Annotated in this window: 24 protein-coding genes and 1 pseudogene; 10 read left to right on the top strand and 15 right to left on the bottom strand. The window is 37.0% G+C overall.

All coding sequences use genetic code 11. From position 1 onward, the window contains the following. Positions 1–488 precede the first annotated feature (488 nt). Positions 489–881: a YkvA family protein gene (locus TY13_RS06645; protein WP_230199393.1), complete on the top strand. Its 393-nt coding sequence runs from the start codon at positions 489–491 to the stop codon at positions 879–881. Between the two features lie 397 nt (positions 882–1,278). On the opposite strand, the gene TY13_RS06655 is transcribed toward TY13_RS06645, so the two are convergent. Next, positions 1,279–2,154 carry a protein kinase domain-containing protein gene (locus TY13_RS06655; protein WP_042473379.1) on the bottom strand — a complete coding sequence of 292 codons (876 nt, stop codon included), beginning with the start codon at positions 2,152–2,154 and terminating at the stop codon, positions 1,279–1,281. Positions 2,155–2,467: 313 nt separating this feature from the next. Here TY13_RS06655 and TY13_RS06660 point away from each other — a divergent pair, with 313 nt between their 5' ends. Next, positions 2,468–3,211 (top strand): hypothetical protein, encoded by a 744-nt coding sequence (locus TY13_RS06660; protein ID WP_052344247.1) that lies wholly within the window; start codon positions 2,468–2,470, stop codon positions 3,209–3,211. Between the two features lie 184 nt (positions 3,212–3,395). Here the strand turns inward: TY13_RS06660 and TY13_RS06665 are convergent, their stop codons facing one another. Beyond that, complete coding sequence (locus TY13_RS06665) at positions 3,396–4,562, bottom strand: MFS transporter (protein WP_042473385.1); 1,167 nt, start codon at positions 4,560–4,562, stop codon at positions 3,396–3,398. Between the two features lie 117 nt (positions 4,563–4,679). Between TY13_RS06665 and TY13_RS06670 the strand changes: the two genes are divergently transcribed. Then, positions 4,680–5,558: a LysR family transcriptional regulator gene (locus TY13_RS06670; RefSeq protein ID WP_042474218.1), complete on the top strand. Its 879-nt coding sequence runs from the start codon at positions 4,680–4,682 to the stop codon at positions 5,556–5,558. A gap of 86 nt (positions 5,559–5,644) precedes the next feature. On the opposite strand, the gene TY13_RS06675 is transcribed toward TY13_RS06670, so the two are convergent. Continuing rightward, positions 5,645–6,424 (bottom strand): alpha/beta fold hydrolase, encoded by a 780-nt coding sequence (locus TY13_RS06675; protein ID WP_042474220.1) that lies wholly within the window; start codon positions 6,422–6,424, stop codon positions 5,645–5,647. Positions 6,425–6,650: 226 nt separating this feature from the next. Further along, on the bottom strand, positions 6,651–7,238 hold the full coding sequence (locus TY13_RS06680) for an NAD(P)H-dependent oxidoreductase (protein ID WP_042473387.1): 588 nt from the start codon (positions 7,236–7,238) through the stop codon (positions 6,651–6,653). Between the two features lie 121 nt (positions 7,239–7,359). Between TY13_RS06680 and TY13_RS06685 the strand changes: the two genes are divergently transcribed. Both TY13_RS06685 and TY13_RS06690 read left to right on the top strand, forming a co-directional pair. Beyond that, positions 7,360–7,800 (top strand): MarR family winged helix-turn-helix transcriptional regulator, encoded by a 441-nt coding sequence (locus TY13_RS06685; protein ID WP_042473390.1) that lies wholly within the window; start codon positions 7,360–7,362, stop codon positions 7,798–7,800. Positions 7,801–8,159: 359 nt separating this feature from the next. Then, entirely contained in the window at positions 8,160–8,423 is a 264-nt protein-coding gene (locus TY13_RS06690) for a hypothetical protein (RefSeq protein ID WP_042473393.1), read from the top strand. 279 nt (positions 8,424–8,702) lie between these two features. Here TY13_RS06690 and TY13_RS06695 read toward each other — a convergent pair whose 3' ends face one another. From TY13_RS06695 to TY13_RS21415, 3 genes and pseudogenes are all read right to left on the bottom strand, one after another. Beyond that, the gene (locus TY13_RS06695) at positions 8,703–9,212 is read right to left on the bottom strand and encodes a DUF2165 family protein (protein WP_042473395.1); all 510 of its coding nucleotides are present in this window, start codon (positions 9,210–9,212) and stop codon (positions 8,703–8,705) included. Positions 9,213–9,285: 73 nt separating this feature from the next. Then, positions 9,286–9,894, bottom strand: a complete 609-nt coding sequence (locus TY13_RS06700) for a zinc dependent phospholipase C family protein (RefSeq protein ID WP_042473397.1) — start codon at positions 9,892–9,894, stop codon at positions 9,286–9,288. A 76-nt stretch (positions 9,895–9,970) separates the two neighbouring features. Continuing rightward, a pseudogene (locus TY13_RS21415) lies at positions 9,971–10,085 on the bottom strand (helix-turn-helix domain-containing protein); the annotation flags it as partial. A gap of 488 nt (positions 10,086–10,573) precedes the next feature. On the opposite strand from TY13_RS21415, the gene TY13_RS06710 reads away from it, so the two are divergent. Beyond that, positions 10,574–10,858 carry a hypothetical protein gene (locus TY13_RS06710; protein ID WP_042473403.1) on the top strand — a complete coding sequence of 95 codons (285 nt, stop codon included), beginning with the start codon at positions 10,574–10,576 and terminating at the stop codon, positions 10,856–10,858. A gap of 90 nt (positions 10,859–10,948) precedes the next feature. Here TY13_RS06710 and TY13_RS21260 read toward each other — a convergent pair whose 3' ends face one another. Both TY13_RS21260 and TY13_RS06720 read right to left on the bottom strand, forming a co-directional pair. Further along, positions 10,949–11,416, bottom strand: coding sequence for an excalibur calcium-binding domain-containing protein (locus TY13_RS21260; RefSeq protein ID WP_042473405.1), 468 nt, complete (start codon positions 11,414–11,416; stop codon positions 10,949–10,951). A 104-nt stretch (positions 11,417–11,520) separates the two neighbouring features. Further along, a complete protein-coding gene (locus TY13_RS06720) occupies positions 11,521–11,961 on the bottom strand; it encodes a hypothetical protein (RefSeq protein WP_042473409.1) in 441 nt (146 codons plus the stop codon). 237 nt (positions 11,962–12,198) lie between these two features. On the opposite strand from TY13_RS06720, the gene TY13_RS06725 reads away from it, so the two are divergent. The 3 genes from TY13_RS06725 to TY13_RS06735 all read left to right on the top strand — a co-directional run bounded on the left by TY13_RS06725 (position 12,199) and on the right by TY13_RS06735 (position 14,194). After that, a complete protein-coding gene (locus TY13_RS06725; RefSeq protein WP_042473412.1) occupies positions 12,199–12,450 on the top strand; it encodes a hypothetical protein in 252 nt (83 codons plus the stop codon). 72 nt (positions 12,451–12,522) lie between these two features. Next, positions 12,523–13,683, top strand: coding sequence for an endonuclease Q family protein (locus TY13_RS06730; protein WP_042473415.1), 1,161 nt, complete (start codon positions 12,523–12,525; stop codon positions 13,681–13,683). A gap of 22 nt (positions 13,684–13,705) precedes the next feature. Continuing rightward, positions 13,706–14,194: a GNAT family N-acetyltransferase gene (locus TY13_RS06735; RefSeq protein WP_042473419.1), complete on the top strand. Its 489-nt coding sequence runs from the start codon at positions 13,706–13,708 to the stop codon at positions 14,192–14,194. A gap of 45 nt (positions 14,195–14,239) precedes the next feature. Here the strand turns inward: TY13_RS06735 and TY13_RS06740 are convergent, their stop codons facing one another. The 4 genes from TY13_RS06740 to TY13_RS06755 all read right to left on the bottom strand — a co-directional run bounded on the left by TY13_RS06740 (position 14,240) and on the right by TY13_RS06755 (position 18,448). Continuing rightward, complete coding sequence (locus TY13_RS06740; protein ID WP_230199394.1) at positions 14,240–15,115, bottom strand: MBL fold metallo-hydrolase; 876 nt, start codon at positions 15,113–15,115, stop codon at positions 14,240–14,242. Then, complete coding sequence (locus TY13_RS06745; RefSeq protein WP_042473422.1) at positions 15,066–15,884, bottom strand: methyl-accepting chemotaxis protein; 819 nt, start codon at positions 15,882–15,884, stop codon at positions 15,066–15,068. The genes TY13_RS06740 and TY13_RS06745 overlap by 50 nt, the downstream gene beginning before the upstream one ends. A 74-nt stretch (positions 15,885–15,958) precedes the next feature. Beyond that, positions 15,959–16,615, bottom strand: a complete 657-nt coding sequence (locus TY13_RS06750; protein WP_042473424.1) for a reverse transcriptase-like protein — start codon at positions 16,613–16,615, stop codon at positions 15,959–15,961. Between the two features lie 222 nt (positions 16,616–16,837). Further along, a complete protein-coding gene (locus tag TY13_RS06755) occupies positions 16,838–18,448 on the bottom strand; it encodes a Na/Pi cotransporter family protein (protein WP_042473425.1) in 1,611 nt (536 codons plus the stop codon). Positions 18,449–18,790: 342 nt separating this feature from the next. Between TY13_RS06755 and TY13_RS06760 the strand changes: the two genes are divergently transcribed. After that, positions 18,791–19,723, top strand: a complete 933-nt coding sequence (locus TY13_RS06760; protein WP_230199395.1) for a C40 family peptidase — start codon at positions 18,791–18,793, stop codon at positions 19,721–19,723. A 28-nt stretch (positions 19,724–19,751) separates the two neighbouring features. Here the strand turns inward: TY13_RS06760 and TY13_RS06765 are convergent, their stop codons facing one another. Together TY13_RS06765 and TY13_RS06770 are read right to left on the bottom strand one after the other, a co-directional pair. After that, on the bottom strand, positions 19,752–21,155 hold the full coding sequence (locus TY13_RS06765) for a UDP-N-acetylmuramoyl-tripeptide--D-alanyl-D-alanine ligase (RefSeq protein ID WP_042473428.1): 1,404 nt from the start codon (positions 21,153–21,155) through the stop codon (positions 19,752–19,754). Beyond that, positions 21,152–22,534 (bottom strand): Mur ligase family protein, encoded by a 1,383-nt coding sequence (locus TY13_RS06770; RefSeq protein WP_042473431.1) that lies wholly within the window; start codon positions 22,532–22,534, stop codon positions 21,152–21,154. The genes TY13_RS06765 and TY13_RS06770 overlap by 4 nt, the downstream gene beginning before the upstream one ends. Positions 22,535–22,638 lie beyond the last annotated feature (104 nt).

Genomic DNA, 22,638 nt, shown 5'->3' on the forward strand with positions numbered 1-22,638 from the left:
TTCGCTAACTTGCGATTTTTGAGAAGCCTTTGATGCTCAATGTTTCTAAACAGAGGATATCGTGGTTTTTGATGAGCTCACTTAGTTTATGTAGAAAGTCATTCCGTTGGTTGGCTACTTTTTCACGCAGTTTGGCAACAATGATTCTTTGTTTTTGTTAGTTTTTACTTTCGGCTAAGAGACAACCTTGATTTTGGCGACACATGCCCTCTGTGATAAATTTTGTTGTTCTTTCGCTAGTTTTTCTGTTGTTTAGGTTAGGCATTTGTAAGGTGACTTTTTTGTACCATCTAACAAAATCAAAAAATTGAGGAGCCCTAAATTTATACCCATTACAGAATTTGTTTTGGGCAAAGGGTGTACTTCGGTTTCGCACAAAATGGACGCATGATACTTCCTTCGTACAATCAGCATGTTACTCAATAGTTTTTATTTCATTTTATATTTAGATAACTTATACTTCAGAGTAAAAAGAGGGAAGATTTTCAATGAACAATAGTTTTATGTCTAAATTAAAAGTCTTTGCAAAAAAATTAAAGCAAAATTTATTTGTACTTTATCTGTCTTATAAAGATACTAGAACACCATGGTATGCTAAGCTTGTCGCGATACTTGTAGTTGCGTATGCTTTTAGCCCGATTGATTTAATTCCAGATTTCATTCCTATTCTAGGATACCTTGATGATTTAATCATTGTGCCTTTGGGAATTGCCTTGGCATTAAAACTAATTCCACCACATATCATTGAGGACAATAAAGAAGCCGCAGAAAAATTAAAGCAATCTGGAAAGCCAAAAAATTGGTTTGTAGCTATTCTTTTTATCGTTATTTGGATTATCTTTGCTGCTTGGATTAGTAAAATAATTATTAATCGTATTTGACATGTTGTACATTATAATTCCCAAATATTCGTTAACTCAAAACCACTTTTGTGTTAACATATTATATATAATATTATTTGGAGGTGTTTTTTTGACGGACAAGAATAGAGCATTACTCCTTTCGGTTGCTGGTTTGGCACTATTTACTTTAGGAGGATATAGAATCTTTACAAACAACCTAGAGACTATGTCAATTCTAGTAGCATATATTTTCTTTATTTGTGGATTGATAGGCTTTGTTTCAAATGTAGTAAAGTTATCAAAAACCCCTCGAACTTAGCGTTGCTTTGTTGCAACGCTTTTATTTATGCAATTGCACAAAATGCCAATTGCCTTAACCTAAAAGAGAAAAAGGGCTGATACCTTATTAAAGTATCAACCCCCAAGAATAAAATTATTATTTTAATGCAGCCTGCCAAGCCTCATAAAATTCTTTTACTGTTGAATAACGTTTATCTCTTTCTTCCTCAACAGCTTTAATTGCTACTTCATACAAGTTCTTATTAGCTTCCCACTTTGAAAGTGAGTGATTCATTTCCCCACCTAATAAGCCAAATGCTATGGCCCCCATTGTGAATACATTTGTTTTTGAATCAATGGGACCACCTAGAATAAATTCCTCTGGAGATTTGCTCCTTGTAGCACCCCAATAATGTTCACCTAAATCATTTACAGAAGGTGATTTACGATAAAAATCTATATCACATATTTTTGTTTTATCCTTTTTAAAATCGTATAAAATACTTCCGTCATAAAAATCTACGGCAACAAATCCTTGTGATTCTACATAAGTATGAAAAGAAAAAATTGTATCAAGGGCATCTAAACGTTTATTAATATCCAGATTTTTAAAGCGATAAAATGGTGACTCTGGGTTAGTATATTTCTCCCTTCCCCCAAAAGACCAATGAGAATGCAAGCATTCACCTTCGACCCAATCAAATACTACTGCATAGCCATTTTCAATAGAGAAATGGTCAAGCAATTTTATTAAGTTTGGATGTACTAGCTTTTGATAAACTGGTACCGCCTTTACCAAACGGTCTACTGCATCTTTAGGGGTACCAGTAAAGTCCATCGGTAAAGCCCCAGCATATTTGACAAAGAATTTTTTGTTGTTTTTTTCTACTCCGAAACTAATGTTTCCTGAATCTTGTTCATCAAATACACAAAAAACATCGCCTAATTTTTTTAACCACCAAAAATTATGTTCCTGTTGTAGCTGGAAACTTACTTTGTCTATTGATATTGTTATTAGCTTTTCATTACTCAAAATTATGTCCCCCCTATTGCAAGGGTTCACGTAGTTTACAGGGGTTATGATACGTATACCCTTTTAATAATACCCCATTAAGACTCATTGTTTTTTTCATAGAACAACGCCTCCTTCCATTAAAGAAAATTATACCATTTCCTCTATTCATGTACACTGTATCTTTCGTGATATGGTCTATCTTCCATTCGGAGAGATGCCATTTAGCCAACGCACTGTCTAATAATATCGGGTGCAACACTTTGCATTTTTCATTGCAAAATACATAAAATTAGTTATTATATTTAAAGTTTTTTCGATTAGGGGGAGAATGTTGAGATTCGATCATTTAGTTGTAAATATTGATAAAAAGTATCAAACAGATAATATTGAAATTCAATCAATACGCAATACTGGGTTGCCTTATGAGCCTAAATGGGGCAAAGGAACAAAAGGTTTTAAAGCATCTAATATTTGGATTGGAAATGAATATCTTGAAATGATTCACCTTTTAAAAAAAGATGGCGGTGGTTGGAAGCCAGAATGGGTAGAAAAATATAATAAGGGGCATAGAGGGCTCATCTGTTTAATGCTTGATGTAGATGATTTAGATAAAATTTATGAAGAGATGACTAATAATTATTCAATAAGTATTTCTGAGCCTAAGTACCTTCAATTCAAATGGGGATTTGGATTGTTTACGAGAACTATGCCTTGGAGAAACAGTTATTTTCCATTTTTTGAGGGAATCCCTTTGCAGATTGGCCTTCAGCAGATGAAAGATAAAAAATCAGCTGAATTTATGCATAAATATATGGTGCCTAACGCCAGAGATAACGATATCAATGGAATAGAAGAAATTATAATTAAAGGACCATTGACAGATTCCGATTTCAAGCTAATCAATACAATTTTCAAAAATAAAGAATCAACCGAGAATGGTATCGTTATTTATTTGGATAATAATCAAAAGTTATATTTCGAAAAAGAAAATGAGTATACGGTGAATGTTACTACATCTTCAAGTAACGTCAAACAGTCAGAAGCAAAAATCGAGAATCTATTAATCTCAATTTAATAATTCAGTACGCCCTATCTCAAAATTTTTAGTGATGATAAAGGGTTGATACATATTAGTCAGTGGCTTATATGTATCAATCTTTATTTTTTATTTAGCTCTTGATATTTTACCAACTTTATCATGTCATGAGACAGTTTGAATATACTCCATGCTTTACTTGCCGTTTTCATATTGAAATAGCTCAACCATGTTGTTTCTGGTTACCGATTTTTATTTGAATAACAATCATCATCATAACGATAATAATCATCCCAATAATTGCTGCTGTGAAGGAGTCTGTAAAATCTCGTACTAGTCCCACAAATAGAGGACCAAGGGCGGCAAAAACAAAGCCTACTGATTGTGTCATTGCAGCTAAAACACTAGCTTCCTTCATATTTTTGGCTTCATCAATTGGTAATGTTAAGCCTAATGAGAATAAGCCCCCTGCACCAAGACCGATAAGGATGCTGCTTAACCAAGGATTTACAGAAAACAGTAGCATCAATAACCCAATTAATTCTAGGGATGAAGAACCTACTAACCATACAGCTCGATGCTGGAAGCGGTTATTTAGAATAGGCACTAAAAATGTGGCTGGCATTTGTGCAGCCGCTAACAGTGTCAGCATCATACCTGCCTCCTGTTTGCTATAGCCCATATCCTCTGCAATTGGAGGTAACCAAGCCATAATCGTGTAAAACATAAAGGCCATTAAGCCGAAAAAGCCTGTTAATAGCCAAGCCTTTTGACTTCTTAAAATTTGCTTTACATTCACTGCATTATCTGTGGCTCCAGTTACACTAGTGACCTTCTTCTGCTTTGTAGGTTTCCACCAAAAGATAACAGCGATAAGCGCGAGAATGGCCCATGATGCCGCCGAAGCCTGCCATGAACCAAAAATATTGCTTAACGGGATCGAAAGCCCTGAACCGAGTGATGCCCCTACAACTAATGCTAGCGAATAAATACCTACTATACGAGAAGGATTTGAAAACTTTTCCTTTATAAATCCTGATAATAATGGACCAACAATTGCAATGCCGATACCTGATAAAAAGGCAGTTACGAGCATTACCCTCGCTGAATAAGCAAAGTATCTGGCAGCAGTTGCAAGTCCAATTATAATAAGTGAGTAAGCTATCGTCCGCTCAATCGTCCAACGATTGGCAAGCTTTATAGCGAAAGGCGCAAATAAGCCCATACATAGCACAGCGAGTGAAGTTAATAAGCTAGCTGTCGCTGCACTCATATTTAAGGATTCTCGGATCGTTCCTAGCAAGGGGGAGACAGAAGTAATGACTGGTCGTAAATTAAAAGAAGCTAAAATAATAGCGATAATTGGTAGTATCGTCCGTTTTACATTCATTTTTATCAACTCCGTTATATTTGTTCCAAATTGAAGTCTATAACAAAATTGACAATTGAACAATACTATTATTACTATTACAATAATAGTTATAAACTATGATGGGTTGTGATGTTAATGGAAATACGTCATCTTCATTATTTTATGGCAGTCTGTGAAGAGCTTCATTTTACAAAAGCTGCTGAAAAACTTGGCATATCGCAGCCAACGCTAAGTCAGCAAATACGCGTGCTGGAGGATGAACTTGGTATGCCATTGTTTGATCGAATCGGCAAAAAAATTGTTGTAACGGAAGCGGGAGCGCTACTATTCGACTATGCTACAGTAATGCTGAATACATTACAAAATGTGAAAGACGCCGTTAAAGATTTGCAAGAGCTACAAGGTGGTCAAATTAGCGTAGGCATTATGCCTTCTGATTTAGACTATCGGATTACACAGTTAGTCATTGATTTTCATCAAAAATTCCCTAAAGTAAAATTAAAAATTCTTGCCTCCATTGATATTGTGCGACAAGTCCTTGAAAACGAGGTTGATATAGGGATAGGAACAAATGTAGTGCCAAATGATAAGCTAGTTATCATTCCATTGCGTCAGGAGGAATATGTACTAACCGTTTCCAAAGAACATCCATTGGCGCATCGCACATCAATAACGATTAGTGAATTAAGGGATTTGCCAATGGTGATGTATCCCGAAGGTTTTTTAGGAAGAGACATTGTTGAGGAAACGGTTAAAAAGCATGGTTTTCAGCTTACTTCCATTCTTGAAACAAGCTCCGTTACTTCGATTATGAATTTTGTGCGAGCTAATGTCGGTGCGACCGTGCAGCCTTCCCCATTAATTCAACAAATGAATGACCCAAATCTGCACAGCATACGTATTACAGACGATGTACCGAGCCGCAGATTATCTATCATTTATCGAGTTGATCGTTATGTAAACCAAGCAGCTAAAGAATTTATTGACCAACTAAGAGAATATTTTAAAAGCTAGCGGTAATGTATAAAAAAACAGATAACTGCAATTATCTGTTTTTTTATATCTCAGCTTGTAACTTGTTTGCTACTTCCACATGTACTTCAAACAAACTCCGCCAACAGTTGATTAAACTTCTCGCGCTCCTCCCAAAAAAGCCCATGACCACTATATTGAAATGGCACTAGCTGCGAGTTTCTTATTTTTTCATTTAGCTCTTCTGCTTGTGTAAATGGAATAACTTTGTCGTGAATGCCATGGACAATTAAAGTCGGGGCATTAATTTTTGGGAGGTCTAGATAGAGCTGCTCATCTCTTAATGTAATAATAATAGCTGCTGTTGACCAACTTGCCGCTTGTAAGCCCAGTTGTAAAAACCACTCCGAAAATGGTTTCGTTATATATTGAAAGAAAAAGCCATCTATTACGTTTTGCATCATTTTAGGTCGATCATTCAAAGTTTCTTTAAGAAAGCTATTAGCGGTTACTGCAGTAAATCCAGTTGGGGCGGCCGCATCAATAAGAACAAGCTTGGCTACCCCAAAGCCGTTATGACGTGACATATATCGAATGGCGATAGCCCCTCCAGTAGAATGACCTACAAGTGTAAAGTTGTTAAGCTGCAGCGTACCTACTACTGCGCGGATATCGTCTGCAAGCCTGTTAAAAGTATAGCCACTCATTGGTTTATCTGAATTACCAAAGCCCCTCCAGTCTATCCCAATACACCGATAACCCATTGCAGGCAGAACATTAAACTGATATTCAAACTGCTTATGACTTAACGGCCAGCCATGTAAAAATACAATCGTCTTACTCCCACCTGGGTTAATATCTTCAACAAACAAATTCACCCTTGGCTCCACAGCAACAAAATAGCCGATGAAGATACCTCCTTCATTCATTTGATTTTTATAGTAAGGTATTCTTATTAATTGGGCTAGATGAATATTTGTTTTAGCGCTAATGGAAAAGCTTCCATGAAAAATGGCATTTGTACTGTGGAATTCAATAGAAAACTTCACGTAACGATTCAAGGTCGTAGTAGATTAACATCTGAAATATCGTTTGAGTTTCTTGATATTTATGGTTATCTTTCTAGATTAATAGCTAATAAGCAATTTTGCGAAAGTAGTTGTAGATGCTTTCGAGCTTCTTCTGCTGCTTTCCTTTATTGCTTTCCATATTACCAAACTCAAAAAACTTTACTCGCTTTATGCCAACAAAATTGAACAGCGCTTTTTTCATCAATATTTTGTGTGCATTGTGTAGCCATAATAAAGGATAGTTTGTTGGACCTTTCATTGTGGAAACACAAACAACCGATTTTCCTTTCAACAACCCCTCTGGTAGTAGCCCTTTTTTATCCCGATAAGCAAAATTGGCTGCGAACAGTTGGTCAATATAGCCTAGTAGCATTGCGGGTGGTCTTCCCCACCAAATGGGATAAATAAATATAATTTTATCTGCCCATGTTAGCTGCTCCCGATATTTTTCAAGCTGCGGGTCACGATACATATCACGGCGACGCTTGTGCTCATGAAAAACTAATCTTGGGTCAAATTGTTCTTCATACAGATCTAGCACTTGAATTTCTTTTATTGCGGTATTTTCCTGACAACCTTTTATTACCTTTTGTAAAAAGGCATAATTTAAGCTGTGATGATTAGGATATGTATAAATAATCAACGTGTTCATATATAGTTCCTCCACTACTTATCATTTGATAACAAAACGATACAACACACGCGATATAGTTGTCAAATGATAATTGTTTTCAGATAAGTTATTTGCTATCTTGATAAAGAGGTGAAACCATTTGAATAAACATGATTTATTTCAGCAATTTGTAGCATTTACTGCCACATTACATCAAGTGACACAGACCTTAACGCAAAATGTAAAGCTTGATCATATTACAGCGCTACAATATAAAATTTTAGAATATATTCAAGTCAGTCAGGCTGTGACAGCAACAGAAATTAGCGATTGCTTACACATATCCCTACCAAATACGAGCCGCGAATTACGCAAATTACAGGAAAGAAAGCTTATTGAAAAAACAAACGATAAATTGGATCGCAGAAAGCAAGTGATTCGCCTTACAATCGATGGAGAAAAAATGATGACAGAGGCATTCGCCTGTATCGAAGAACAATTTTCACAGTTGATTCAAGGGGCATCCCAAAAAGATGTAGAGGCTATATCTGAAGCTTTGGCTGTGCTGGAGCAGAAGGTTTTTCAGAATAAAGGGCAATAGCGCTAGCATATCTTCGAATTAGATTTTTAAATGAAACTTGTCTTTGCTATGTTTGAGGACATAGCTGCCTAACAATGCAAGCGAGCATACACATTCAAAATTTCTTTAACAAAAACAGACAATACTATTGTCTGTTTTATCTATTACTTTTCGAAAACCCAAATAATTCAGTTATTCAAAGTATGATTGATTTTCTCTCAACCCCAGTAACTAAAAGGGAAAATAACCCTTTTTATTAACCGCGTTTCCATACAAATTATCAAGCTTAGTCATCCATTTACAAAACAGCTATGTGTCACTATTCTTCTCTTTCATTCATAGGATACAGTTGAGCTATGTAATTTAAGGAGGCATTTGTAATGAATGATTATAAAAATAACAAAAAACAATCTTCGGATATATCAGAAATTCAAATAGCCAGACTTGCGTATATTGGTGCTTCAATTGCAACATTAGGTGATGGTCTTGCTGCTATTGCAGCAGGTTTAGCGCTAAATGCATTAGAGAAATCAAATAACCAAAACTCTCAAAATCACGACCAATCTAGAGAAGTAGATGATTTGCAAAAGCAAATAGACTATATCATTAATGAATTAAAACAAGTAAAAAGAGCCATGCGTTAGCTATAAGTTCTTACAATACGTTAAGTAGGTAGATTATTTAATAATTAGTTTAGTCCTGATATAGCTGAATTTGACTGCCATACTCCTTACTTTTATATTGCCTGTCGTTAGTTTCACAGATTTATTCTCATTTCTATCACTTCCAATTCATAATACATATCCGCTGTATTTGTAGGGATATATCGTATTGCCCCTAATTTAGCTTGTACAGGCAGCTAATACTTCACTTCAATAAAATTAAAATAAAGCAGCTCACCATTGATGACGAGCTGCTTTATTTTAATTTTCTTTTAAATCTTCATCTTTTAATGCTAGCAAAATAGCAAAGCCAATCCAAACTTCGGTAATATCCATTGCGGTTTGCTTGCCGTTCCAAATTGGCGATTGCCACATCGCAAACCACTCGCTACCAATAACAATAAATCCCAAAAACCAAACTGAAAATCCAATGATAAATGCGTAAAAGCCGAATTTTTTAGAGGCGTTGAATATAGCACCAGAGGCTTTACGATTTTTAAACATTTGATAAGCTCCTAAAATAGCAAGGAGACCGAAAATGCCTTCTGCTACAATTAAGACCCAGTAACCAATCGTGTGTAAAATCGGATTTGTAATGGCTCGCCACATCAATGCATTGCCTTCAAATGTAGTATCCATCGACAGAACATGTTTTACGAACTGCTCATTTGAACCGTAATCCATTAGATTCCCAAGAAATACAAATACGCCGAATAATCCCGCTAGCAATAAAACATAGGTCTTCAATAATCTTAATGCTAAGGAATTCATAGCTAGCCCGCCCTTCTCAGAATTTAGCGCCCCTTCAAAATAACGCTTGCTACGTTATACTCATATCCGTCTTCTAATATACATTGCTGCGCATGGAATTTAGACCTTTATCAACTGCGGTTTCAATATAGCCTATAATTTGTTGTAATGTGAAAACTTGCAATTCCTCCTGTAACACTTCCTCATCATAAATCATATCTTCTTGGACATATGATAGAAATTGCATTACTTCCTGCTCTGTTACTTCCTGCAAATTAATTATTGATGGCTTATCATGAAGTATCGATTGCAGGGTTGGCTTTAAGCCATAATAATCTAGCAATTTACCGTTCAATAACCTAAAATCCTGATGATATAGTGCTAATACATTAGAATTATTAGCCATTCGGTTTCTAAGCCATGCTAAGTAAAAGCCTTTTAGCCATAAATCATCGGCAATTAAATGTGTAAAGTAACCTAATATGTATGAATGATCTTTTTGAGCATCGTATTTTTGGAGAAAACCCATATAGTCCACACTTCTTGTATAATCCTGCTCCTTGCCTATGAAATAATGCGATTGCTCCTTTGCACTTGCCGCATCTGGCGCAATTCCCCCAACTAAAAAACTAGCTTTGTCTGTAATATTTAATCGTTCGGCAATTTGATTTGCGATGATTAAATGCATAATACGAGAACCCATTTAGCATCTTCCCTTTCATTTTCAAAAATAAATATATTTTTTAAGCTGCTTTGTCATAATATAATTACTTTACATTTGTCCAATTGGAATAACGTCGTAACTCTCTCGAAATCGTTGAAGGGCTACGATGAAGTTTTTCTTATCGAATAGCCTAATTCAAGATAAGTTTCTTTTTTTGAACGTTCAGATATGGTAAGACGATGTTAGCTCATAACGATTCCTCCTCTGATGTTTGTTGTGGTAACTAACATTTTATACGAGGTCGTTATGAGCTTTTTTTATTTTGACATACAGGTGTTGCACTTAATATTACAATTCATCTAATGAATTAAAGATGTTATAGCAATACTCCAAACAATTAAAAGAAAAGATGCCGTTAGCCAAAACGTGTTAGTAGCAGTGGGTTCTTCTCTCTTCACTTTTTTCATTATTTCTACAAGGTTAATACAAAATATAATAGCTAAAATCGGCATCAGAAACATACTAATTATAGACGCAAGCGCAACTCCTATCATAAGCAAACTCTCCTCCCTAAGAAAAATATACTATTTTTTACACAAATAATATTCCCAAGCGTCCTTTGGTAACATTTCATTGAGATTCTATTTATATGTTACCTTGAATAAAAATAGCCTGTCACCACATACTAAAAGTAAGACAATTCAAATGAGGTGAACACATGGAGCTTTTTCCAATAATACATACAAACTTCTGGGACGCGGTCATTGCTGTTCCAGCGACAATGCTTTTGACACAGCTTTGCAAAAAGCTCTTTCGGATAAAGCCCTTTTGGGTTCCTACAATTGCTTTAACGATTGGTTTACTCATCTCTATTTTTATTAGTCATAAGCACCATTTAATTGCTGGACTATTTATGGGCTGGTTTTATGGCTACGCAGCAATCGGGAGTTATGCATCTCTCAAAACAACATGGATTACTTTTAAACAACGGAAGAAAAAATAAAGGCTGTCCAGAAAATCACAAGCTCTCTGGACAGCCAAACTTTATAATCTTAGGCAAATTCTCGTAAATCAGAAGGGTATTCGCTTCTTGTTATTCACAAGCCCAACCATCTTTATCGCGGTCGTGCTTTGGTGCATATGCTGGGTGTCCCTTTCCTACACCGCCTGGGTAATATTGGCGAAGCTCTGTGCAATTTTTAAATCTTGTCGGCGCATTTCGATTAGCCGATGTATTTTGGTTTTTTGGCGCAGTCGTTACTTTGTTTGTGCTTGCCTTTGGGGCAACGTATTTTGTTACATAGTCAATATGCACCCAACCAAATTGCTTTTGATAAGAAACTTTATACCAATCACCACTGCGAGCAGTCACACTTAACTTAGTGTTTTTAGGTATAACTACTAATGTTTTCGCTGTTTTAACAGGGGCTTGGCGCATCGCTACCCCATCTGTTGTAACAACTTCCGCTTTAATTGCTCGTTCCTCGTCTGCTTTTACAGCCGGAATAGCTATCGCTGTTAAAAGTAAAATTGCTAATAGGCTTTGTATCATTTTTTTCATGCTATTCATCTCCTTTAAGTATAGTATAGCATGTACAATTTTGAGAAAAAATAGCTAAAAGTTTAATTTTCGCCCTATTATTGCATTATTTATACAAAAAAACACTAAACGAGCAACTCTTGTGCTAGCTGTTTTACCTCTTGAACATAATCTGTACCTAGTTTAATAATTGAATCGTTTGGTCTCTGCTTATGATAAAATCCTTTACGACAATCAAATTTATTGTTTCTTTTTAGTGCATAAATAGCCTGTATTTCGCTATTATTTGCAATTTCGATCTTCCCAGCAATTGGTCGCTCTATAATATGTTTCTTTTTTATCGATTGAAAAAAGGCTTTGTTCTGCAAATTAGCAACTTGCTTTTTATAAATGTTTTTATTGTAATCTTTTGCGGTACTTAGTAAGGCTGTCATTGAAGTTTGAAAAGCTTGTAGCTCGTCTAAAAAGCGCTTTTTATTTTGCTTATGCTGCTCCTCTTCCATACAAAGCAGATGATATTTCGCCGCTTCTAAATGCTCCTGTACTACTGCTAATAATTTTGTCATGCTATTTCCTCCATTTCTAATAGTTCTTACTTGAAAAAACTGTGACATTCGCCGGGGCGTTTGGGCTAACGTGATGTTGGTCACTCAGGCATTGCGCGTATAAGTAGCGTTTTTAGACTGAGTTCCCCTATTTCAGTGGGTTTATAAACATCCACTGAATAAATTTCTTTCCTTCTATGTATGTATTCACTTTTTCCTCGTACTATTCATAGGCTAGTGTAAGAAGGGGTGATGGAGATGAGTAGCAAAGACAAAAAATCTGGGCAAACGGTAGAGAATACCGATATTCAAATTGATCGACTTGCTTATCTAGGGACAGTTATAACAGTACTAGGCTATGCTTTATCTGCCATTGCAGATGGACTTGAATTAAAAGCGTTGGAGCAGCAACAAGGTGAAGATAATTCATCGGCGGAATTTACGAAATTACATGAACAAATTGAGGAGCTAACTAAGGAAGTGCGTCAGTTGCGAAGGATGCTACGCTAAATATGTTATATTAGAATAAGCACAAGCGTGTATGGAAATGATAATAGAAATTGTCGCGGGGAGGAACTTCAATTGAACGATTATTATGCGGATTTACATATTCATATTGGACGTACTAATAGTGGGCGTGCTGTTAAAATTACTGGTAGTCGCACATTAACTCTAGCAAATATATTACATACAGCTAGTGCCAATAAAGGGCTTGATATGATTGGGATTATTGACTGCCATAGCCCAGAGGTATTACAGGAGCTTGAGCACTTTGTCGTAAATGGGCAAATGACCGCATTGCAGCAAGGTGGTCTACTATATGAAAAGACAACGCTCATCATGGGCTCAGAGCTTGAAATTTACGATAGCAATTGTCAAGGGCCTATTCATGTACTTGCTTTTTTGCCTACATTACAGTCAATGCAGGTTTTTTCAGCATGGTTAAGTGAACAAATGAAAAATATCCATCTTAGCTCACAGCGCATTTATTGCGATGCACAAACTTTGCAGCGAAAGGTTGCCGAATTAAACGGTTTATTTATTCCCGCGCATGTTTTCACACCCTTTAAAAGCTTGTATGGCAAAGGGGTCAAAAAGAGCTTAACGGAAGTTTTTGACCCTGCAATAATTGATGCCATTGAGCTTGGCTTAAGTTCGGATACTGAAATGGTAGCTGGGATTGAGGAGCTTGCTCCCTATACGTTTGTGACAAATTCTGATGCACACTCTCTTGGAAAAATAGCACGGGAGTATCAAAAAATACATATGGAGGCTGCTAATTTTGAAGAATTGCGTCAGGCGCTACATCGTGAAAATGGCCGACATATTGCAGCAAATTACGGTTTGCACCCTTTATTAGGAAAGTATCATGAAACGGTTTGCGCAACATGTGGAAAAACGGTTGCAGACGATGCGCATATTTGCCCATTTTGCCAAAGTAAGCATATCGTTCGCGGTGTTGCAACACGCATCAAGCAGCTTTCTAGCACCGTTTCCAATACAACCGAGCGCCCTCCTTATGTCCATCAAGTACCTTTAGAATTTATTCCAGGTCTAGGTAAGAAAACGTTGGACAAGCTATTAGCGGCTTTCGGTACAGAAATGGATATTTTGCATCGCACAACACTTGAGCAACTCACAGCCATTGTAGCACAGCCATTGGCAGAAAAAATAATACTCGCCCGCGCTGGACAAATTCAATTTACAGCAGGTGGCGGTGGCGTATATGGTAAAATAAAGTGACAATGCAATTAGGGGGAAAATAATGTTTCAAACAGAGAGATGTACAATAAAAAAATTAACTTACGAAGATTTAGCAGATATTCAAAATTTGTACCAACAGCATGAGGTGCGGAAATATCTTGGCGGTGTTGTAGTACCTTCTATCGTTAAAGAAAATGTAGAGGCCCTTTTAACAACGCCAGATGCAGGGCACCACTGGGTTGCTAGGGAGCTAGACTCTCAGCAATTTATTGGGCTTGTATCGCTTGATTTACATCATGATGGGCAATCTATCGAACTATCCTATCAACTATCCCCTACTTGGTGGGGCAAAGGCTATGCAACAGAAATTTTGCAGTCCATCTTACAGTTTGCCTTTAAAGAGTTACAGTTACCATATGTTGTAGCTGAAACACAAACCGCTAATATTGCTTCTTGTAAACTATTAGAGCGTTTAGGGATGACTGTAAAAGAAAAAGTGGAGCGCTTTGGTGCGGAACAAGCGATTTATTCTATACAAAAGCCAAACTAAAAAACTTGTAAGAATGGTAGAAATTAATCTACTATTCTTACAAGCCTAGTTTTCCGCTTGCATTAATCGAATATTGCCTTTATGGAATTCGCGCATATTGCGTGGATAAGCATAGCCCGCAATTAAATACTCACTATCTTTCTCCTGCTCAATACATTTGCGTAATGCCTTTATATAAGTTGCGGCATCACGTTGACGTTTCTTAATTTCCTCTATCTCCATCGTCATATTTCCATGTCCCGGAATGAGATAATGAATGTTATGCTGCTGTAATATGACATCAACTTTCGCAAGCGTTTCCTCATACGCAAAGCTACAATCATAAATATATGGAAATTCCACATCTGATAAATAATCGCCTGCAATCCAAATGCCAAGTGGCTCGACAATGGCAAATAAGCCATCATTCGTATGCCCGTTTGCCAAATAAAAAGTAATTGTTGTTTCACCAATAGTTACTGTTTGTTTTTCATGCTGAATCACAATATCAACTGTTGGATAGCTTAACGAATATGCCCGGTCTATATAATAATTATCGTCGAAGGTGCGAATTTGCTCTACTATTTGCTCTTTATCCGCACGCTTTTGAAAAGCCTCACTTGCTATCACGATTGCATCTGGAAATGCACCATAACCAATAATATGATCCCAATCCGAATGTGTAAATAATAAATATAAAGGACGACCGCTCTGTATTTTAGCAATATGTGCTTGGATTGTCTCGATTTCCTGTGGTAGCCAATTAGGATCTACAAGTAGTATACAATCCTCTGTTTCTATCACTGTAGAAGTTGTTTTAAACAATTGGCTCCTAAAAATAGTTAATTGTTTATCTTGGAACTGTATCATTGTTTCCTCCATCATTTGCAGCTCAATATCTACTAATATCCAGCAATTTATTCGCCGTATTGTTAATGCCATTATAAGCATCTTCAAAGCCATCCATGCTAGAGGAAAGCTGCTCTGTAAATGCGACGATTTGGTTTGTTGATAAGTTTACACTATCGATGGATGCTTTAATTTTCTCTAATTGCTGTGCGATTTTTTCTGCACTTTCTGTACTATTTTGTGCCATTTTTTGAATTTCAGAGGCAACAACTGCAAAGCCTCGTCCATGCTCACCAGAACGAGCAGCTTCAATAGATGCATTTAATCCAAGAATTCTTGATTTGACAGCAATATCCTTTACAAAGGATACAATTGTATTGATTTGTTGTATATCTTCATTCATCGTTTCTGAAAGCTCTGACAAATCGACAAGACGTTCCGCTACATCATCACTAGCTTGTATCAATGAATCATTCGTTGTTGTCATGTCGCCTACTGTACTAGATAAATCAGTTGCTAGTGTTCGTATACTATCTATTTTTTCATTGGAAATAACAGCACTAATAACGCCAATCACCTGTCCTTTATCAACTATCGGCTGCGCTGTTGCTATATACGCAAAACCAAATAATTCAGGACCGTGCTCCTCGCGCAAATATTGACCTGAATATAGTGCCTTTATTGATGTTGTACCTTTATAGTTTTCAACGTTATCTCCTATTTTAATAGGAAGGCGAATTTTCTTCCCTTCTTTGTATGCAATGATTTTTTCTGTATCAGTGACAATTACACATGCATCCTCCGAGTATGTTGTGTGATAAAATTCGATTGCGTCAACTATTGTTTTTAACTTTTCGTTCATGGCACGGCCCTCCCTAATTTGTATTAGTGTTTAAATTTTAACATCTCCCCTACCATTTTAACTATTAAAAATTATTAATCCAGCTCTTTTTTACCATCAATCGCAATCCCATTTAATGCTTGTGTTGCTAGTCGGTCTGCCTCTTCATTTTGCTTTCTTGAGACATGCTCATAAACCGGTATGATATTTAGCTTTGCTAGTCTTGCATCGACTTTATCGGCCCATTCTGCCAATTCCTTTTCGTAAACAGGCCATTCACCAGCCATTTGTTGAATAACAACTTGTGAATCACCTTTAAAGTGAACTGTGCTATTATGCACATTTAGCTCTTCCAACGTGCTGATGCTCAAATGTAGTGCTGCATATTCCGCATCATTATTCGATACTAAGCCTTCTACAAATGCATTTTTTCGAATTCGATATTGTTTGCCATCCTGTTCAAAATAAACAACATAGCCTAAGCCAGCCTGTCTCGTATTTTTTTGAAAGCCACCATCAAAATAGATGGTAATATTTTGTGGCTCAGAAGCAATTTCCTTCACATATTTTTTTAATTCCTTAACTGTCCACGTGCTATCATAGGCATCCAGAAGCACAATATTTTTCGCCCTGCCTGTTAACATTAAATCTTCCACAATCATCAAGGCTTGTGCCGCTGGTAAATGCTCCGAATTGAAAACTACTTGCGCACCATTTTTCGCTTTATATACCCATTCAATTTTAATGTTCATTCATCTATCTCCTTGTCAGCAAATTATTACTATTATTGTCTCTCTATAGACTTGAAATATCACAAATATTTTTTTCCAAAAAAATTTGATAAATGAAAATTAATCCTTAGTTAACAATAGCATTTTAGCACAAATGACATCGATAAATGTTTCAGGTAGTAAGTTAAGATGTAAAAAACTAGGGCTGAAGGAAAGCAATTTACACTCCCATTAACCCCTTTTTTACGCTATATTCGACTTTTCAGAGGACGATTTAAGACGCTTCTCCTCATCAATCTGTTGGAACTCAGCCATTCGAGCAGTTGCACGCCAGTAATGATAAACAAGGCGGTCAATCCACAGTAACGCGCCTACTTTGGATACAGCAACATCTAGCTCTGTTTCATTGGCAACAGAACGCTCGAAATATTCATTGCGTTTATTGCGACGTGCTTGCGCCATCATTTGTGAATGCGCCTCCAAGGTTTTAGAAATTTCACTTAGCGTTCCTTCATTGCTTAGACTTTGCTCCACAGCGGTTAATATTCCTTGCCATTCTGCCATTAATTGTGGCTGCAATACTAGCGCTTCTAGCTGCTGCTGTTCTCGTAGTACTTTTATAAGCCTTACTAAATGATCCTGTGTATGTAAAATGGCAATATGCTTATTGCGCTCTCTTTGCGAAGTCGATTGGATCGCATTAAGGAAGTCATGTGTAATTTTAATTGCTTCCTCTACTTCATCAATTTTTCGTTCATATTCCGTTGTTATTTTTTTAGTTGCCATTAGGGTACTCTGTGCAGTCGTCAGCACCGTCATAATATCGCGTATTGTCTTAAACGAAACATCAAGTGCTACGGAAGGTACTTCTAATAGCTTTGTATCCAAATTGCGTGTTAATGCATTTTCACGTTCCGGTACGATTTTCATTAATAGCTTTGCAAACTGTTTAATAAAAGGCATAAAAATAATCGCACCAAGCACGCTAAATAAAGTATGGAAAATTGCTAATGCCATCGTTTCATCGAAGCGCCCCGTAATTGCTTCCGTTATCCACTTCACCATTTGCAAAAAATATGGGAATGAAACTGTCACGAGTAGCGCTGTCACTACATTAAACAATAAATGGGTCATCGCTGTGCGCTTTGCCGATACAGATGCTCCAATAGCAGCAAATAAGGCTGTCGCAGTTGTACCGATATTTTGTCCGATAACTAAATAAGCTGCCTGCTCAAAATCAATAGCACCCGTAAATAGTGCCGCTAACGTTGCCGCCATCGCCGCGCTAGATGCCTGCATAATAATTGTCATAACAATCCCGATAACAATAAGCAGAAACGCTGAAAATACAGAGTTTGCAGGAATTTTATCGAAGGCAATTAAATTTTGCGCATCCCCCATCCCTTGTTGTAGCATATCGATTCCTAAAAACAACAAGCCAAAGCCTGCTAGTACACCGCCAAATTTTTTAATATCGCGCGGTGCAATAAATGACATAAAAACACCGAAGCCAATAATCGGTAATGCCATCGCTTGTAAGCTAATTTTAAAACCAATTAATGAAATAATCCAACCTGTCGATGTACTACCGATATTCGCACCAATAATAACACCGATGGATTGAACAAAGGTTAGCAATCCTGCACTAACAAAACCGATAGTCAGAAGCGTGGTTGCTGTAGAAGATTGCACTAAAACCGTCATAAAAATCCCTGATAACATGGAGCTAAATGTTCCCCTTGTGAACTTATTTAGCCAGCGCTTCAATGCCTCTCCCGCTATTTCCTTCAGGCCATTCGTTAGCATCGACATGCCAAGTAAAAAGAGCCCGATTCCGCCAAAAATCGTCAGCATACATTCACCTCCAAATCAATAATTATTCAACTTTATACATAAAAAAATTCGAGCTTCAATGCAAAGCTAGTAAATATTTATATTACCATTTTACTACTAAAAAATTAACTGAAATTTCATAACTGATTTACAAATAATCAATAATGACGAAGTATTTTTCACAATATAGCAGTATGATAGCAATTTACCCGTCATATTTGTTACACAAATGTAAATTACCTTTCTTAATACTTATGTATCAACGGTTTAGAATTGTTACATTGCTTCTTGGATAAACTTACCTAGCAAATACACAATTTATGCATGCTACAATCAGTTCGAGCTTGAAATCGAGGAGGGACCATGATGAAAAAACAAATATTCACAGCAGCATTAGCATTATCTGTTAGCTGTAGCTCACTACCATTACTACCTACTGCACTTCAAACATCCGAAGTAGCCGCTGCCTCTGTTAATGTAAGTCAACAAGCAGTGAATCAAAAAGCAGATCAAATTATCGCGACTGGAAAAAGCTTAATTGGCAAAGCAACATATAGCAATACGGTATACAAACCAACAGCACCTTATAAATTTTCTTGCGCCTCATTTTTAATGTATATTTTTGAGAAGAACGGCGTTGATTTAGGTACGTATAATGAAGATTATATGTTGCAGCAAGGTACTGCTGTATCTAGAAGCCAGCTACAAAAAGGCGATCTAGTATTTTTCAAAAGTAAAAAAACCGGAACAGACCCTGACCATGTCGGGATTTATATGGGCAATAACAAACTGCTACATATGGCTGACTCCAAGCAAAATATTGTAGTGTCAGATATGACTAGTAAACCTTATTATAAAGAAAATTATTATGGTGCTCGTCGCGTTCTGCCAGCATTAATGGCTTCGAACCCAGCTTCAACAGGCGACAAAATTGTCAAGCAAGCCTTTCTTTCTCAAGATAGTGTTCGCATTGGCTCAGTTAACTTAGCCGCACAAAAACGCTTTACTGCTGGAGGCTTTGTTCAATATGTATTAGGACAAAGTGGCGTGAAGGTGAATACAACTGTTTTATCACAACAAATGAAGCTTGGAACAACTGTTTCACGCAGCAATTTACAAAAAGGTGATTTAGTATTTTTCAGCAGCGCAAGGGGCTCTAAAAACCCGTCACTCGTTGGTATTTACGCGGGTGAGCACCGCATTATTTTACCTACTTCAGATGGTGTCATTACGCGCGTATTACTAGCAGACTACTACAAAGATCGCTATATTACGGCGAAGCGCATTACAAAATAATCTATTGAAGAGAGCGGAGGTGTCTATTTTAGACGCCCCCGCTCTTATTATTACCTTTCAATTCACTTGCAAAGTCAATCATTGACCTGCTTGACATCGGCCCTTTTATTAAAACAATAGAATTTTGCGTTAGCATTTTCCTCAGTAATTCCATTACTCCTGTTACATCTGTGAAGCTATGCACCGCAGCTTTTGTACCATCAGCTTTCGCTTGTATTGCTATTTCCTTTGCACTCTTACCAATTGTAATCAATGTATCAATAGATTGCTTGGCAATGAGCGAGCCTATTTCACGATGATATTGGCGCTCATATTTACCTAGCCTTTTTATATCGCCTAATATAACAATCCGTTTTTTTCCTTTTCCTACTGCTTCTAATACCTTCAAAGCTGCTTCTATCGAGGTTGGATTATTCGTCCATGTATCGTCAATAATCGTACTTCCTGCTACCCCTTTTGAAAACTGTAAATGGCGTTCCATATTTTTAAATGTTCGCAGCTTGGCAATTGCCTTGCGCAAAGGAAAACCCATTTCAGTTGTTGCCGCAAATGCCGCTAAAGCATTATACACTTGATGCTCCCCATAGCCTGGTACGAAACAATCGAAACGTTCTTTTTGTGCTGTTAAAGAAAAGCGCATACCACCTGTTACATACTGAATATTGCTTGCTTTGAAATTTGCATTTTTCTTTACACTAAATGTCACAACTTTCCCTTTAAAAGCTGCTAAAGAAATTTTTTTGCTGTTGTCATCATCCGCATTCATGATTAATGTGCCATTTTCCTGAATACCCTCTACAATTTCTGCCTTCGCCTGAATATAACCCTGTAAGCTTTTGCAGCCATCTAAGTGATGTACACCAATATTTGTAATAATCCCAATAGTCGGCTTGTAAATTAAGCATTGGTGCTTGATATTGCCTAAATTGCCTAAGCCTAACTCGAAAACGGCTGCTTTTGTTTGCTGGTCAACCATCGTCAAGTAGTTGAGCGATTGTCTTGGCTCATTAATACTACTCACTGTCGCTTGCACTGGCCAATCACCTAGTAAAATATGACGAATCATTTCCTTCGTTGTTGTTTTACCACATGTGCCTGTTAAAGCAACTACTGGAATCGTAAAGAGCTCTCGATAATAATCGACAAATTGCCAAAACGCTCGATGCATATTTTTCACATGCAATATTGTTATGGAAGCAGGAGCCTTTCGCAATTCTTCTTCCGCCTTATCTGACACAATCACAAGTGGCGTAAGCTGTGCCAACCTCTTCCAGTCTACTTCCTCACTTTTACGAAGGAAGACTAGCGCATAACGCCTTACGCTATCTAGCTGCTGGTAGTGTAAAGCCTGCTTCACTGAAAAATTTGTAGCGCCTTGTATGAATTGACCATTGAACAATGCTTGAAGGTCTTTTACGGGCAATGCTATCAAGCTAGCTCCTCCCCCCTGCGTAATTGCGCTGCTAATTCATGGATTGCCTCACTATACATATCACCTTTTATTAAAATGATTGTATTATTATCCGCGATTTTATTTAAGAGACTACGCGCCAACATATTATTTTTAAAGCTGTAAATCTCCGCATCAAGGCCCAACTGCTGCGCTTTAGATGCCATAATACTTGCATGCTCACCAACCGTAATAAGTATATCAACACCATGCTTGTAAATAATTTCACCTGCTAGCTTGTGAATGCTATAACCCCATGAGCCTAAGTCAGTAATCGTTCCAATTACAGCAATTTTCTTTTTACCAATCCCGAGTTTGTTTAAAACACGCAAGGCAGCATCTAAAGATGTTGTTGTAATGCTCCACGTATCATCAATTAACAGAGACCCGTTAATACCCCTTAACATTTGTAGCTGCTTATTTAATTTACGGAATGTTGCAAGCTGTGCAATAGCCTTTTGTAAAGGTACTCCGATTTCATGTACAACAGCTAATGCTGCTAATGCGTTATACACTTGATGTTCCCCATAACCAGGCATTTTCACAACATACTGCTTTCCTCCATGATGCAAAATAAAACGCATGCCACGCTCTGTATAGGTGATGCTGCTTACTATAAAATCTGCATTACTTTTACCAAAGCGAATGATTTTCCCTTGAAATCCGCGAAAGTTAATCTTTTTTGTATTGGCGTCATCCGCGTTAATAATAAGCGTACCTTTTCCTACTATTTGCAGCATTTCAGCCTTAGCTTCGATGTAACCTTCCTGCGTTTTACAATAATTCAAATGATGCGATCCTATATTTGTAATTACACCGATTGAAGGTTTAAAATACCGCCCTGCTCCAAGAACATCTCCAGGAGCACCAACTGCTGTTTCAAAAACTGCTGCTTTTGTCGTTTCCCCAATACGTAATAAATTTTGTAACAGCTCTGTTCGGGAATTATTACTTAAATGTGTTGCTACAATTTCATACTCACTTGACAGTATATGCTTCACCATTTCTTTTGTTGTCGTTTTGCCAGCCGTTCCTGTAATGGTAACGATCGGAATTTTAAATTGACTGCGATAATACTCAACAAATTTCCAATAGGCATTTGTCATATCCTCCACTTTCAAAATCGTTACTCCGTCAGGCACTTCCTTTAAACGGTATGCCCATTCAGTCACAATTACTAACGGCAAAAAAGTCAATAAGCTTTGCCAGTTGACAATTTTCGTATTTGTAAAAAATATTGTCCGTTTATGCTTTATTTGTTTTAAACGGTATGCACCATGTTCAATCAAAAGATCTGGTGACCCTTTTACAAGCTCTCCACCGATAATTTCTACTACAGCACCAACAGGTATAGGCTTCATACACTCCCCCCTTCTGCTAGTAGCATATGCTAACAAGACAAACACATTTGGATGAATGTTCTATTATTTTTATAAGATGTGCGTGATAGTCAACTATATGAAGC

This window comes from Bacillus ndiopicus, from assembly GCF_000612805.1.
In the GTDB taxonomy this organism is placed as follows: domain Bacteria; phylum Bacillota; class Bacilli; order Bacillales_A; family Planococcaceae; genus Metasolibacillus; species Metasolibacillus ndiopicus.

Excerpts from the sequence above, each read along its gene's own strand:
- TY13_RS06720 (WP_042473409.1), bottom strand. The coding sequence starts at position 11,961 with ATGACAAAATTATTAGCAGTAGTACAGGAGCATTTAGAAGCGGCGAAA.
- TY13_RS06710 (WP_042473403.1), top strand. The coding sequence starts at position 10,574 with ATGGAGCTTTTTCCAATAATACATACAAACTTCTGGGACGCGGTCATT.
- TY13_RS06645 (WP_230199393.1), top strand. The coding sequence starts at position 489 with ATGAACAATAGTTTTATGTCTAAATTAAAAGTCTTTGCAAAAAAATTA.
- TY13_RS06735 (WP_042473419.1), top strand. The coding sequence starts at position 13,706 with ATGTTTCAAACAGAGAGATGTACAATAAAAAAATTAACTTACGAAGAT.
- TY13_RS06665 (WP_042473385.1), bottom strand. The coding sequence starts at position 4,562 with ATGAATGTAAAACGGACGATACTACCAATTATCGCTATTATTTTAGCT.
- TY13_RS06760 (WP_230199395.1), top strand. The coding sequence starts at position 18,791 with ATGATGAAAAAACAAATATTCACAGCAGCATTAGCATTATCTGTTAGC.
- TY13_RS06755 (WP_042473425.1), bottom strand. The coding sequence starts at position 18,448 with ATGCTGACGATTTTTGGCGGAATCGGGCTCTTTTTACTTGGCATGTCG.
- TY13_RS06740 (WP_230199394.1), bottom strand. The coding sequence starts at position 15,115 with ATGGCATTAACAATACGGCGAATAAATTGCTGGATATTAGTAGATATT.
- TY13_RS21260 (WP_042473405.1), bottom strand. The coding sequence starts at position 11,416 with ATGAAAAAAATGATACAAAGCCTATTAGCAATTTTACTTTTAACAGCG.
- TY13_RS06745 (WP_042473422.1), bottom strand. The coding sequence starts at position 15,884 with ATGAACGAAAAGTTAAAAACAATAGTTGACGCAATCGAATTTTATCAC.
- TY13_RS06680 (WP_042473387.1), bottom strand. The coding sequence starts at position 7,238 with ATGAACACGTTGATTATTTATACATATCCTAATCATCACAGCTTAAAT.
- TY13_RS06750 (WP_042473424.1), bottom strand. The coding sequence starts at position 16,615 with ATGAACATTAAAATTGAATGGGTATATAAAGCGAAAAATGGTGCGCAA.
- TY13_RS06670 (WP_042474218.1), top strand. The coding sequence starts at position 4,680 with ATGGAAATACGTCATCTTCATTATTTTATGGCAGTCTGTGAAGAGCTT.
- TY13_RS06725 (WP_042473412.1), top strand. The coding sequence starts at position 12,199 with ATGAGTAGCAAAGACAAAAAATCTGGGCAAACGGTAGAGAATACCGAT.
- TY13_RS06690 (WP_042473393.1), top strand. The coding sequence starts at position 8,160 with ATGAATGATTATAAAAATAACAAAAAACAATCTTCGGATATATCAGAA.
- TY13_RS06770 (WP_042473431.1), bottom strand. The coding sequence starts at position 22,534 with ATGAAGCCTATACCTGTTGGTGCTGTAGTAGAAATTATCGGTGGAGAG.
- TY13_RS06695 (WP_042473395.1), bottom strand. The coding sequence starts at position 9,212 with ATGAATTCCTTAGCATTAAGATTATTGAAGACCTATGTTTTATTGCTA.
- TY13_RS06700 (WP_042473397.1), bottom strand. The coding sequence starts at position 9,894 with ATGGGTTCTCGTATTATGCATTTAATCATCGCAAATCAAATTGCCGAA.